The 13,148-nt window shown below is 53.5% G+C and carries 15 protein-coding genes; 3 read left to right on the top strand and 12 right to left on the bottom strand.

All coding sequences use genetic code 11. The features are described from left to right. Positions 1 to 104: 104 nt before the first annotated feature. Together E1H14_RS00810 and pomA are read right to left on the bottom strand one after the other, a co-directional pair. A complete protein-coding gene (locus E1H14_RS00810; RefSeq protein ID WP_149389557.1) occupies positions 105 to 1,034 on the bottom strand; it encodes a flagellar motor protein MotB in 930 nt (309 codons plus the stop codon). 6 nt (positions 1,035 to 1,040) lie between these two features. Next, positions 1,041 to 1,811, bottom strand: a complete 771-nt coding sequence (pomA, locus tag E1H14_RS00805; protein ID WP_149389903.1) for a flagellar motor protein PomA — start codon at positions 1,809 to 1,811, stop codon at positions 1,041 to 1,043. 168 nt (positions 1,812 to 1,979) lie between these two features. On the opposite strand from pomA, the gene E1H14_RS00800 reads away from it, so the two are divergent. The 3 genes from E1H14_RS00800 to E1H14_RS00790 are packed head-to-tail and all read left to right on the top strand — an operon-like array spanning position 1,980 to position 4,991. Then, positions 1,980 to 2,222 (top strand): exodeoxyribonuclease VII small subunit, encoded by a 243-nt coding sequence (locus tag E1H14_RS00800; protein WP_149389556.1) that lies wholly within the window; start codon positions 1,980 to 1,982, stop codon positions 2,220 to 2,222. Positions 2,223 to 2,235: 13 nt separating this feature from the next. Continuing rightward, on the top strand, positions 2,236 to 3,123 hold the full coding sequence (locus E1H14_RS00795) for a polyprenyl synthetase family protein (RefSeq protein ID WP_149389555.1): 888 nt from the start codon (positions 2,236 to 2,238) through the stop codon (positions 3,121 to 3,123). Next, positions 3,123 to 4,991 (top strand): 1-deoxy-D-xylulose-5-phosphate synthase, encoded by a 1,869-nt coding sequence (locus tag E1H14_RS00790; RefSeq protein WP_149389554.1) that lies wholly within the window; start codon positions 3,123 to 3,125, stop codon positions 4,989 to 4,991. The genes E1H14_RS00795 and E1H14_RS00790 overlap by 1 nt, the downstream gene beginning before the upstream one ends. 28 nt (positions 4,992 to 5,019) lie before the next feature. Here E1H14_RS00790 and ribA read toward each other — a convergent pair whose 3' ends face one another. The 10 genes from ribA to glyA form a co-directional block, all read right to left on the bottom strand. Beyond that, positions 5,020 to 5,628 (bottom strand): GTP cyclohydrolase II, encoded by a 609-nt coding sequence (ribA, locus tag E1H14_RS00785; RefSeq protein ID WP_149389553.1) that lies wholly within the window; start codon positions 5,626 to 5,628, stop codon positions 5,020 to 5,022. A 14-nt stretch (positions 5,629 to 5,642) separates the two neighbouring features. Further along, positions 5,643 to 6,119: a phosphatidylglycerophosphatase A family protein gene (locus tag E1H14_RS00780; protein ID WP_149389552.1), complete on the bottom strand. Its 477-nt coding sequence runs from the start codon at positions 6,117 to 6,119 to the stop codon at positions 5,643 to 5,645. Continuing rightward, entirely contained in the window at positions 6,112 to 7,083 is a 972-nt protein-coding gene (thiL, locus tag E1H14_RS00775) for a thiamine-phosphate kinase (RefSeq protein ID WP_149389551.1), read from the bottom strand. Before thiL ends, E1H14_RS00780 begins: the two co-directional genes overlap by 8 nt. Further along, positions 7,083 to 7,559, bottom strand: coding sequence for a transcription antitermination factor NusB (gene nusB / locus E1H14_RS00770; RefSeq protein ID WP_149389550.1), 477 nt, complete (start codon positions 7,557 to 7,559; stop codon positions 7,083 to 7,085). Before nusB ends, thiL begins: the two co-directional genes overlap by 1 nt. A 5-nt stretch (positions 7,560 to 7,564) precedes the next feature. Then, entirely contained in the window at positions 7,565 to 8,038 is a 474-nt protein-coding gene (gene ribH, locus E1H14_RS00765; protein ID WP_149389549.1) for a 6,7-dimethyl-8-ribityllumazine synthase, read from the bottom strand. Positions 8,039 to 8,050: 12 nt separating this feature from the next. Next, the gene (gene ribBA, locus E1H14_RS00760) at positions 8,051 to 9,169 is read right to left on the bottom strand and encodes a bifunctional 3,4-dihydroxy-2-butanone-4-phosphate synthase/GTP cyclohydrolase II (RefSeq protein WP_149389548.1); all 1,119 of its coding nucleotides are present in this window, start codon (positions 9,167 to 9,169) and stop codon (positions 8,051 to 8,053) included. A gap of 18 nt (positions 9,170 to 9,187) precedes the next feature. Continuing rightward, positions 9,188 to 9,859: a riboflavin synthase gene (locus E1H14_RS00755; RefSeq protein ID WP_149389547.1), complete on the bottom strand. Its 672-nt coding sequence runs from the start codon at positions 9,857 to 9,859 to the stop codon at positions 9,188 to 9,190. Beyond that, positions 9,859 to 10,977 carry a bifunctional diaminohydroxyphosphoribosylaminopyrimidine deaminase/5-amino-6-(5-phosphoribosylamino)uracil reductase RibD gene (ribD, locus tag E1H14_RS00750; RefSeq protein WP_235017349.1) on the bottom strand — a complete coding sequence of 373 codons (1,119 nt, stop codon included), beginning with the start codon at positions 10,975 to 10,977 and terminating at the stop codon, positions 9,859 to 9,861. Before ribD ends, E1H14_RS00755 begins: the two co-directional genes overlap by 1 nt. Positions 10,978 to 10,994: 17 nt before the next feature. Then, on the bottom strand, positions 10,995 to 11,501 hold the full coding sequence (gene nrdR, locus E1H14_RS00745) for a transcriptional regulator NrdR (protein ID WP_149389546.1): 507 nt from the start codon (positions 11,499 to 11,501) through the stop codon (positions 10,995 to 10,997). Between the two features lie 79 nt (positions 11,502 to 11,580). Further along, positions 11,581 to 12,837, bottom strand: a complete 1,257-nt coding sequence (gene glyA / locus E1H14_RS00740) for a serine hydroxymethyltransferase (RefSeq protein WP_149389545.1) — start codon at positions 12,835 to 12,837, stop codon at positions 11,581 to 11,583. Between the last annotated feature and the right edge of the window lie 311 nt (positions 12,838 to 13,148).

Here is a 13,148-nt window from a genome sequence, read left to right as displayed (position 1 = left end):
GCAAATGGACTTAACCTTTACGCAACGACCGCCCCGACAGCTCACCTTAACCAGCAGGCTGCAACAGGCATCGACCTACTCCGCCTCGGCAAGAAGCCTGCCGCCTAGAAAATTTCTCGTGGTGTTAAGGGTAAACCTTCGGTATCCCCATCTGGACGAGACTGAATGCGTTCCAGCAACTCCTCATCATCCCCCTTCTGCACGATGATCTCCACACGACGGTTACGGGCACGATTCGCGGGCGTGTCATTCGGCACTAAAGGCCGGCTGGCGGCATAACCGGACACCGTAAAGCGTGACTGATTCATGCGTGGATCGGCAAAGAGCTCATGTGCTACGGCCAAAGAGCGGGCCGCCGAAAGATCCCAGTTGGATTCAAAGCGGCGACCGGTATAGGGAATACTGTCAGTATGACCCTCCACCGCCACCTTACCCGTGACATTCAGCAACACATCACGAATCTTGGCAATCACGGGAATATACTCAGAACGCAGCTCAGCCGAGCCGGACTCAAACGAACCCTGCTCACGCACGCGAATGATAATCTTAGTGCCATCGGTTTCGACCTCCACGGCACCATCACCTATCTCTGCAGACAAGGCCATAGCAAACTGCACCGCTTCACGACGTGCTTGTTCCTCCTGCATCTCACGCAGCTCTTCCAGCGCCGCCTGCTGGTCACGAATCATGGACTCACCTTCCAGCGAGCGCACATCCAGTGTATGCAGCTCAACATCGGTGGTCATCTGCCGTACTTCGTTGAGCGGTGTCGGCTCTGGCCGCCCTGGACTAAACTCCTGAGCAATGATTGAAGTCCCTTTGGGGATATCTTCCACCTTGATCTGCGCTTGCACACCAAAAGCTTCACGCATCGAACCAGCCAGCTGCTTAAAGCGCAAGACATCCATTTCCGAGAAGGAAAGTAGGAGGACAAAGAAACACATCAGCAGTGACATCAAATCACCAAAGGTGGCCAGCCAAGCTGGCAACCCTTTCTTACAGGGAGGGCAGTCGCATTCGTCTTCGGCACTCATCCCTGCTTAACCTCCCGCCTCAGCTGCCTTAGCCAGACGTTTTTTCTCAGGTAAATAATTACGCAGCATCTGATCGATAACACGAGGGTTTTGCCCGGCCTGAATTGCCAGCAGACCATCGATGATCAGCGCATTATTCAGCGCCTCTTCATCACGACGCAGATTCAACTTATCGGCAACGGGCAAAGCAAACATATTCGCCAGCATCGCACCATAGAGCGTTGTCAGCAGTGCCACCGCCATCGCCGGGCCGATCGCTTTCGGGTCACTCATGTTGGACAGCATCTGTACCAGACCCACAAGGGTACCGATCATGCCCATAGCAGGGCCCACATCTCCTATCGCTGCAAAAATTTTCGAGCCAAAATCATGGCGCTGATAGGTCAAACGTGCCTCTTTATTCAACAGCGTGCGCACCACCTCTGGATCATGACCATCCACCAAGAGCTGGATACCACGCTGCATAAAGTCACTGGAAACCTGCTTATCTTCCAAAGACAGCAGCCCGCCTTTACGCGCTGCATCCGCCAACTCCACAGTCTCCGCTATGATGTCTTCAGGGTTCACCGACTTAAACATAAAGGCTTTAGCGGCCACCTTGCCTGCCGCTAAAAACTGACCCAGCGTGAACTTCATCAACACGACAAACAAAGACCCCCCGATCACGATTAACAGTGATGGTGGGTTAACAAATATCCCTAGATCACCTCCTAACACCATCGCCGCAATAATAATTGCGAAGGATCCTAAAAGGCCGACTAACGTTGCTATATCCACAGCAGCTCCCTCAAAACTTTCAACCGTGATACGGGCGTTTAAGGGTGAAATCATAACAGATTTACCTAGGGGTTCACCTGCTATATCGAGGGTTTCTCTGATAGATTTCGTTGACCCCTCCTCTGCTGTTGGGTAACGTGCAAAGCTTATTTTGAAAGGGCCAAAAAGATGAGTGAATCCCACCCAATCCAAGACTTTGAAAGCTCACTAACCCGCTTGGAAACCTTGGTTGAACAGATGGAACAAGGTGATCTCACCCTGGATGATGCGCTAAAAGCCTTTGAAGAGGGTGTACGCCTAACCCGACAGTGCCAGGAAGTTCTCAGCCAAGCCGAACAAAAAGTGCAGATCTTAGTGGAACAGCAAGGACAACTTCAACGCCAAGCCTTTACTGAGTCGGGCAGCGAATAAGGAGCGCAATAAGTTGGATCTAAAATCTCGGCTGCAACACTACATCCAGCGCACCGAAACGCTGCTCGCACAGAGTGTCACGGAGGCCCCAAGCCTGCACCCTCGTTTACAGGCGGCTATGCGTTATTCACTGCTCAACGGTGGCAAACGTATTCGACCGGCACTGGTGTATCTGGCCTGTGATTTTTGCGGCGGTTCCGAAGCCGCTGCGGATTGGCCGGCGGCGGCGATTGAAGCGCTGCACAGCTACTCCTTGGTGCACGACGACCTCCCGGCCATGGACAATGATGCGCTACGGCGTGGTGTACCGACCTGTCATATCGCGTTTGATGAAGCCACCGCGATTCTCGCTGGGGATGCGCTTTTGAATCTCGCCTTTGAGCTGTTGAGTGAAGCCCGCCCAGAGCTCTACACGCCTGCCCAGCAGTTACAATTACTGGCGACCCTGGCTCAGGCCAGCGGACATCGTGGCATGGTGGTTGGGCAAGCCTTTGATCTGGCGCATGTCGGCCAGGCCTTGACCCTTGAGCAGTTGGAACAGATGCATGCCCATAAAACCGGTGCGCTCATTCTCGCCGCCTTACAGCTCGGTGCTCAAGCGGCGGCGGCATCTGAGCAAGAGTTAGCGGCGTTAACTGCATTTGGTCGAGCCATAGGTCTGGCCTTCCAGGTCAAGGATGATCTCCTTGATATTGAAGGCTGCACAGAAGTTCTAGGTAAACCCAGCGGTTCTGATCTCGCGCAGAACAAACCGACCTATCCGGCACTGCTTGGCTTACAGGGCGCTAAGGAAAAACTGCAAACGCTGCATCAGCAAGCAAACGCAGCACTCAGCCCCTTTGGCAGCCGAGCGGAGCCTCTCCTCGCCTTGGCTCAGTATATCGTGGAGCGTGATCATTAATGAGTAACGAGTTGCGTGATCAGTTCTTAACGACCCCACCCGCGATTCCCTTACTGGAAACCCTAGACAGCCCAGAGGCTCTGCGCCAGCTCCTGCCCGCACAACTGCCTCAGGTGGCTGAGGAGATCCGGCAATGGTTGCTCTATTGCGTGCCCAAAACCGGCGGTCATTTTGGTGCTGGATTGGGCGTCGTCGAACTGACCATTGCACTTCATTATTTATTAAATACCCCAGACGATGCCATCGTTTGGGATGTAGGGCATCAATGTTATCCCCATAAGATTCTGACAGGCCGTCGCCAAGCGATGCTGAGTATGCGTCAGAAACAGGGTCTGGCGCCTTTCCCAAGTCGCAGCGAAAGCCCCTATGATGCCTTTGGGACTGGACACTCTAGCACCTCTATCAGTGCCGCACTCGGTATGGCTTTGGCCGCTGGATTACAGCAACAAGAGAAACGCTGCGTAGCGGTAATTGGGGATGGTGCCATGACCGCAGGCATGGCCTTTGAGGCTTTAAATCACGCTGGCCACACGCAAGCAAATCTGCTGGTGATTCTGAATGATAATGACATGTCCATCTCTCCAAATGAGGGAGGACTGGCGACCTATCTGGCGACAAATCACCGCGCCACAACCGAACCTCAGTTAGATGGTCGCACCACCGCCAGCCTGTTTGAAGCCTTGAACTTTACCTACACAGGGCCGATCGATGGACATGATTTTGCGCAACTTCTGCCTGCGCTGAAACAGGTGCTGAATCAACCTGGCCCACAATTTTTGCACCTGATCACACAAAAAGGGCGTGGCTTCGCACCGGCTGAAGCCGATCCCGTAGGCTTCCATGCGCTGAATAAATTGGAATCCCCCAGCCAAACAGACGCGAGCGTCTCGACTCAGGCCAGCACTCAAGCCAGTACTCAGCCCAGCGCTCGGCGTTTGCGCTTCTGTAATCACTTTGCACGTTGGGTGTGCCAACAGGCGCAGGAGGATCTGCGTCTCGTTGCGATCACACCGGCGATGCGTGAAGGCTCAGATCTGGTGGCCTTTTCACAAAAATTCCCAGAGCGCTATTTTGATGTCGCCATCGCTGAGCAGCACGCTGCCACGCTCGCGGCCGGTTTTGCCGTGGCCGGTTGCAAACCCGTGTTGGCGATCTATTCCACCTTTTTGCAACGCGCCTATGATCAATGGATTCATGATATCGCTCTGCAGAAGTTGGATGTATTGATCGCAGTGGATCGTGCCGGGCTCGTCGGTGAAGACGGTGCGACTCATGCCGGCTGTTATGATTTGGCTTTTTTACGCTGCCTACCGGAGATGCTGCTGCTGACACCTGCAGATGGACAAGAAACTGAGCGGATGCTCGCGTTTGCTTACCAGCATCCAGGGCCGGCAGCCGTACGCTATCCGCGCGGGACTGCTGGCGAACTGCCGCAACTCCAACAAGCACCACCTTTACCTCAAGCACATCTGTTGCGCCAGGGCAGTCAGGCGGCACTCCTTAACTTCGGCCCCCTGCTACCCCAAGCGCTCATTGTCGCGGAAGCGCTGGACTTAACCCTGGTCGATATGCGCCTAGTCAAACCGCTAGATCACTCGATGCTGAAAAGACTCCAAGCCCAACATTCTTTATGGATTAGCCTGGAAGATCATGCTCAGGTAGGAGGGGCAGGTTCCGCTTTAGCGGAATATCTGCAGCAAGAACATGCAGACAATGCACTGTTAATTTTGGGCATTCCGGATCGCTGGATAGAACATGCCAGCCGCGAAGAGCAGCTGGCCGAATGTGGGCTGGATGCCGCAGGGATCGAAGCACAGATTCGCGCTTGGTGGGCTTCATCCCCCTGTCAACACAAACGTGAAAAATGAAGTTAAGCCGAGATTAGATAAGCGCTGATTAGGTTTTCGGAAAATGGCTATCGGTCATCATATGGCCGAGCTTATCCATCTTCGTCTCTAAATACTGCTCATTATGACGATTCTTACCTACCTGCAAGGGCACACGCTCAACCACCTGTACACCTGCCGCTTCCAAAGCCTTAACCTTGCGCGGGTTGTTCGTCATCAAGCGCACCTGCTCGACACCCAGATATCTCAGCATAGGTAAGCATAGGCTGTAATCACGCATATCGGCGGCAAAACCCAAACGCTCATTGGCTTCCACTGTATCGGCACCCTCATCTTGCAGATGATAGGCACGAATTTTATTCAGCAGACCGATGCCACGCCCCTCTTGGCGCAGATACAAAAGTACCCCAGCCCCCTCTTCCGTAATACGCCGCAAAGCCTCCTGCAATTGAAACCCACAATCGCAACGCAAACTAAATAGGGCATCCCCGGTCAGGCACTCCGAATGCAAACGCGCCAACACAGGTTGACCATCGGCAATCTCACCATAGACCAAGGCCACATGCTCTTTACCCGTGGCAGTATCTTCAAATCCCACCATACGAAACACGCCCCAGGGCATAGGCAACTTAGATTCAGCAACAAATTGCACAGACACGCGTTGACTTCCTGCTAGTTAAAAAAGAACAACAACAGCTGCAAAATAACAGCGGCATACACCCCGGCAATCACATCATCGATCATGATGCCAAAGCCACCCCCGACACGAGCATCCAACTGACGAATCGGCCAGAGCTTCCAGATATCAAAAAGACGAAACAGCACAAAACCCAGCAACACCCAGTGCCACTGCATCGGCACCGCCATTAAGGTGATCCACAGGCCGACAAACTCATCCCAGACAATACCCCCATGATCATGCACGCCAATATCATCTGAGGTGCGCTGACACAACCAAACCCCGATGGCAAAACTCAAGAGCAATACCCAGGCATAAGCCCAAAGGGGCAAGCTGGCCAGGAAAAACCAAGGCAAGAGCGCAGCCAAAGTGCCAAAGGTACCGGGCGCTTTCGGGACAGCTCCACTGCCAAAACCAAACGCCACAAAATGAATGGGATTACGCCAGACTGAAGCGGGTGTTTTAGCCATCTTGCCTCCGAAAATGATCATAGCCCTGCTGCTCAGGTTGGAAGAGATGATCTCCCTGCCAGACCCGAATCCCCGGCTGTGCCGACACCTGGCCAATACACTGAACCTCAATCCCCTGTGCTTGCCACTGAGACTGCTGCTGCGACCAGAGTGCCGCTGGCAGTGTCAGACACAATTCAAAATCTTCGCCACCTGTTAAGGCCCATTGATAGCGTTGATGAGAATCAGATTGGTAAAGGCACAGCGCCGCAGAGACAGGCACCTGCTCCAGGTAGATCTCTGCACCGAGATGACCAGGTGCCAAGAGATGATTTAAATCGGCCAAGAGCCCATCTGAAATATCCAAACCCGCACTCACCCAAGGCGCAAGATGCTGTGCCCAGGCCAAGCGCGGTTCAGGTCGATAAAATTTCTGGCGTAGATAGGCAATCTCAGGGGTTTCCGCTGCCTGTTCCAGCAAGGTTTGCAAACCCGCTCGACTGTCGCCGAGTTGGCCGGTCACCAGGATCAGATCCCCAGGTTGGGCACCCTGACGACGAATCACCTGATTCGGTTTCACCCAGCCCATGACCTGAGCAGTCAGGCTGAGCGGGCCACGTGTCGTGTCACCGCCAATCAAATCAATCCCCAGCTCAGTCGCCCGCTGGGACAGGGACTGAGCAAAAGCCGCCAGCCAATCTGGATTCGCCTCAGGCAAGGTCAGCGCCAAGGTAAACCAGGCAGGGCGCGCGCCCATTGCCGCCAAATCACTCACCGCAGCTCCAAGCAAACGTGTCGCCAGATCAGCCGGTGCGATCTCCGGTAGAAAATGTGTCCCTTCCACCAGACTGTCCACAGAGACCACAAGCAGCTCAGCAGCCTCAGGCTGCAGCAGCGCCGCATCATCCCCTATGCCCAGCAGGACTGAGGTGTGCGTTGGAGTCTGCGTCGCAAAATAACGACGGATCAGCTCAAACTCGCCCATTAACGTCCGCGTTTTGCTATCACTTCAGCAGCACGCGCCGTCTGTGCCAGCTTATCTAAAATGCCATTGACATAACGATGGCTCTCGGTGGCACCAAAGATCTTCGCGAGTTCAACACTTTCGTTGATCGCTACACGGTAAGGCACTTCAAGACGATGCAGAAGCTCATAACTGCCAATACGCAGAACGGCCAGCTCCACTGGATCCAGATCTTCGACCGAGCGATCCAGGTAAAGAGAGTAAGCTTGATCGAGATCACGGCAATGCGCTGTCACGCCACGCAGCAACTGACTAAACAGGCTGACATCGGTATCGCCCATGTCATTATTGACACGGAACTGAGCTTCGATTTCATTGACCGGCTGTTTTGCCATTTGCCACTGATACAGCGCCTGCAGGGTGTACTGACGTGCATTACGACGTTTATCCGTCAAGGACACCTTGGTTTTTTTCGGGGTGTTTTCAGAATCGCTCATGCAAATCAGGCCTCAAGACGGCGCATCAGGCTGACCATTTCCAGAGCGGACATGGCGGCTTCTGCCCCCTTGTTACCGGCTTTGGTACCTGAACGCTCCACCGCCTGCTCAATCGAGTTCACGGTCAAGATACCGTTCGCGATGGGCAGATCAAAATCCATCATCACCTGCGCAATCCCTTTCGAGCTTTCCGCCGACACATACTCAAAATGAGGGGTGCCGCCACGGATCACCGCACCCAAAGCGATGATGGCATCATCACGCTTCTGTTGAGCGATTTTCTTTACCGCCAGAGGAATTTCAAAGGCACCCGGTACACGGATGATGCGGATCTGCTCATCACTCACACCATGGCGCTTCAGCGTATCCAACGCGCCCTGCAACAGACTTTCCACCACAAAAGCGTTAAAACGACCCACAACGATCGCATAACGACCTTCACCACTGACAAAATCCCCTTCAAACACTTCAACAGACATGGCTTAACCCCGTTAGTCTTCCTGGTAAGGAATATATTCTTCGATCTCTAGATTAAAACCAGAGATCGCATTAAATTTCATCGGTGCACTGAGTAGGCGCATTTTGCCCACACCCAGATCACGCAACATTTGTGACCCTGTCCCCACCGTCAAATAGGCGCCGGAAGCACTGACATTAACTTTTGAGGGGCTGCGGCTTTGTAAAATCTGATCCAAGGCACTCCCCAGATCAACACGATTACCGGTATCCAACAGCAGAACAACGCCTTTGCCTTCTGTCGCCACACGTTTAAGCGCACGTCGCATGGTCCACTTTTTTTCTTCCGCTGAACTGACACCGACCACATCACGCAAGACTTCAGAACGTGTATGCACACGTACCAAGGTCGCTTCCTCTGGATGAATATCCCCCAAAGTCAGAGCTAAATGCGTACAGTCTTTAATCTCATCACGGTAGGTGATGTAGTTAAAATCACCGTATTCGGTCGGTAAAATGCCCGAAGATTCGCGTGTAATGGTGTGTTCGTTCAAAGTACGGTAATGAATCAGATCGGCAATTGTGCCAATTTTCAAACCGTGTTTCGCTGCAAACTTTTCTAAATCAGGACGCCGTGCCATGGTGCCATCGTCGTTCATCACTTCAACGATCACAGAAGCTGGAGTGAGACCGGCTAAGCGCGCCAAATCACAACCGGCTTCGGTATGACCTGCCCGACTCAACACACCCCCTGGCTGTGCCATCAAAGGGAAGATGTGTCCGGGCTGCACGATATCTTCGGGGCGTGCATCCGCCTTCACCGCGGTGCGCACTGTGTGGGCACGATCCGCGGCAGAAATACCTGTGGTCACACCCGCAGCCGCTTCAATTGACAGCGTGAAGTTGGTCGAGAACTGGGCACCGTTGCTGCGCACCATCAACGGCAGCTGCAACTGCTCACAACGCTCTTGTGTCAGGGTGAGACAGATCAAACCGCGCGCGTGAATCGCCATAAAGTTGATATCTTCAGCACGCACTTTTTCAGCAGCCAGCACTAGATCCCCTTCGTTCTCACGATCCTCATCATCCATCAGGATGACCATTTTGCCCTGGCGTATATCTTCAATCAGTTCTTCTGGGCTATTCAGCTCCATAGTCTTTACTCCGACAGGTTAACGGCCTTGGGTAAACCCATTTTCAGCCAGGGTTTGCCAACTGAGCCCTGAATCCGCAGCAGGCTGTTCGGTTGTATGGGGTGTTTGGATCAAACGTTCAAGATAACGTGCGATCAAATCGACTTCCAGGTGCACCTGGCGACCACTTTGATACGAGTCGATAATGGTTTCCTGAGCCGTGTGCGGCACAATATTCAAACCAAAACAATCGCCTTCCACACTATTCACAGTCAGGCTGACACCATCCACCGTGATCGATCCTTTGGCGGCAATATAACGCTGCAAACTGGCCGGTGCACGGAGCGTAAAACGCACGGAACGCGCATCCTCCTCACGCTCGACCACCTCACCGACACCATCCACATGGCCACTGACCAGATGCCCACCTAAACGACTGGTAGGCATCAGGGCTTTTTCCAGATTCACCGCCTCACCAAGCTTCAAGGCTTCAAAGCGGGTATGCGCCAAAGTTTCACGCGAAACATCGGCAATAAAGCCATCACCGGGCAGCTCGACGGCGGTCAAACACACACCGTTCACGGCAATACTATCGCCCAGTTTAACATCACTCAGATCCAGCTTGCCGGTGCGCAGATACAAACGCATATCGCCATCACGCATCTGAATGTCGGCCACCTGACCTACGGCTTCAATGATTCCGGTAAACATCACTCTTTCCTCGTAATAGGCTGGTAGATCAAACGTATATCTTGATCAAAAAAACGTTGATCCAAAAGCTGTAAACGGCGTGCCTGAGCCATAGACTGCAAAGGCCATTGCAACAAAGGACGTGCTTCACTACCCAACAACACAGGCGCCAGGTAGACGATGAGTTCATCCACCTGCTCAGCGGCCATACAGGCGCCGGCCAATTCCGCCCCCGCCTCGACCAGCACTTCATTGACCTGATAAGCCTCGACCAAAAAAGACCAAAGCGCAGCAAGTTCAATCCGCCCGGCCTGTCCCGGTAAGACCTCTACACGCACCCCTAGGGCTTCCAACTGTGCACGCTTAACGGCATCAGCCTGCTGACACACCACTAAACGCTCACCCTGAGCATGTAACCAGAGCGCATCCAGGGGCACACGCAGGTTAGAATCCAGCAAGACCCGCAGCGGTTGAGGTAAGAAACCCTCTTCTGCTAGAGCGCTATCGCGCACGGTCATTTGTGGATTGTCTTGGAGCAGTGAGCCTATCCCTGTGATCACAGCAGAACTGCGGGCGCGCCAGCGTTGTACATCGGCACGCGCGGCGCTGCCAGTAATCCATTGTGACTCTCCGCTGTGCATCGCGGTTCGTCCATCCAGGCTCATCGCCAGCTTCACTCGTACATAGGGCTGTCCCGTTTCCATGCGGCGAATAAATCCAGGGTTGAGCGCACGTGCTTGCGCCTCCAACACCCCCACATCGACCTGCACCCCCTGAGCTTCCAGGCGTTGAATACCCCGCCCCGACACTAAAGGATTGGGATCACGCATCGCCACCACAACACGCTTAACGCCCGCTGCAACCAAGGCATCGGCACAGGGCGGCGTGCGCCCAAAATGACTGCAGGGCTCCAGCGTGACATAAGCGGTCGCCCCTTGGGCCGCTTGACCCGCCTGACGCAAAGCATAAACCTCTGCATGCGCCTCACCGGCGCGCAGATGAGCGCCTTCACCGACCACTTGACCCGCTTGCACCACCACACAGCCAACACGTGGATTGGGATGTGTCGTGTAGAGGCCGCGCTCTGCCAGCTGCAGTGCTCGGCTCATAAAACGCAGATCATCAGAGGTCAAGGTCACAAAGGCTCTCTTTTAATTTACGACTTGGAGACATTTTCCTGAGTTTCATCTGGGAAGCTCTCAGCACTCTCTTCCGGCTCGGCTAAACGATCAATTTCAGCGCGAAACTCATGGATATCTTGAAAACTGCGATACACCGATGCAAAACGCACATAGGCGACCTGATCCAATTTACGCAGCTCCGCCATCACCGCTTCACCTACCTCACGTGAAGGCAGCTCGCGCTCACCGGACGCACGTAGACGGTGTTTAATCCGTGTTAAGCAGGCTTCAAACTCTTCTACCCCAACCGGACGCTTTTCCAAAGCACGCTGAATGCCCGCACGCAGTTTATCTTCATCAAAGGGTTGGCGTGTGCCATCGGTTTTCACCACTTTCGGCATCAGCAATTCAGCGGCTTCAAAGGTGGTGAAACGTTCGTGACATTGCACACATTCGCGCCGACGACGAATCTGCTGCCCTTCCGCCACCAGACGCGAATCCACCACCTTGGTTTCATTAGCTCCACAGAAAGGACAGTACATTGCGCCACTCACTCATGCCGGATCAATATAAACACGAATGCCGGGACAAGCCCGGCACCGAAATATCAGAGGATCTTGCTCAGCGATAAACCGGGAAACGTGCACAGATCGCTTTGACCTGCTGCTTAACACGTGCAATGGTTTCCTCGTTGTTGATGTCATCGAGGATATCGCAGATCCAACCCGCCAACTCCGTCACTTCCGCTTCTTTGAAGCCACGACGTGTCACCGCAGGCGTACCGATACGCAGACCAGAGGTCACAAAAGGTGAACGTGGATCATTCGGTACAGAGTTTTTGTTCACGGTAATGTTGGCACGACCCAAGGCCGCATCAGCATCTTTACCCGTAATATCTTTCTTGATCAGATCCACTAAGAAGAGGTGGTCTTCTGTACCGCCAGAAACGATATCGATACCCCGCTCTAGGAATACCTTGACCATCGCCTGAGCATTTTTCACGACCTGGGCTTGATAAGCTTTCCACTCAGGCTCCATCGCTTCTTTGAAGCACACGGCCTTAGCGGCGATCACATGCATCAAAGGCCCACCCTGAGACTCAGGGAAGACCGCGAAGTTAAGCTTTTTCTGCAGCTCTTCATCTGCGCGTGCAGAAAGAATCAAACCACCACGTGGGCCACCCAGTGTTTTATGAGTGGTCGTAGTCACCACGTCTGCCAGCTGCACAGGTGAAGGATAAACCCCTGCTGCCACCAAGCCGGCGATATGTGCCATATCCACAAACAGATAAGCACCCACCTTGTCGGCGATATCACGGAAACGCTGCCAATCCACCACACGCGAGTAAGCCGAGAAGCCCGCGATAATCATGCGAGGCTTATGTTCCAGCGCCAGCGCTTCAACCTGATCGTAATCGATCTCGCCCGTCTGTTCATTCAAACCATACTGAACCGCTTTATAAATACGGCCTGAAAAAGATACCGCCGCACCATGCGTCAAATGCCCACCATGCGCCAAACTCATCCCCAGAATAGTATCGCCTGGCTGGCAAAGCGCCATGAAAACCGCCGCATTCGCCTGAGAACCGGAATGTGGCTGAACGTTAGCATAGGTTGCGCCAAAGAGTTCTTTTGCACGCTCAATGGCCAGAGTCTCCACCACATCAACATATTCGCAGCCACCGTAGTAGCGCTTGCCTGGGTAACCTTCAGCATACTTGTTGGTCAGCTCAGAGCCTTGTGCTTGCATCACACGTGGGCTGGTGTAGTTTTCAGATGCGATCAGTTCAATGTGCTCTTCTTGACGAGTCGCTTCAGACTGCATAGCAGCCCACAGATCGGGATCGAAGCTGGCGATGGACATCTCTTTGCTGAACATGGTTTTCCTCTGCATTGATCTGGGTGCATGAGAGTCGTTACACCCTTTGAAAGGCCAGTATTATAGTACAAGTTCTTTCTTTAGCGCACTTGAAAGCGCATCAAGCCCAAGTGAATTTCCCTCGCGATCGGAAAAGTCGTTGCGCCCGCCCGATGCAAGCTCCGAAGCGTGTCGATTCAAGCTTACAAAACCCGCTCTTGCACAACCTGTATTCACTTTTAAGGTACGGCAACTCAATTGATATTGATCATGTGTTTTCTGCGACCTGTTATACTCTGACGACCCCGCCCTGCTCAGTTGAGGAGAGATGA

It is taken from the genome of Nitrincola tapanii (assembly GCF_008368715.1).
GTDB classification, from domain to species: domain Bacteria; phylum Pseudomonadota; class Gammaproteobacteria; order Pseudomonadales; family Balneatricaceae; genus Nitrincola; species Nitrincola tapanii.
The sequence above is the reverse complement of the archived record's forward strand: the minus strand, read 5'-3'. Positions and strand labels throughout refer to the sequence as shown.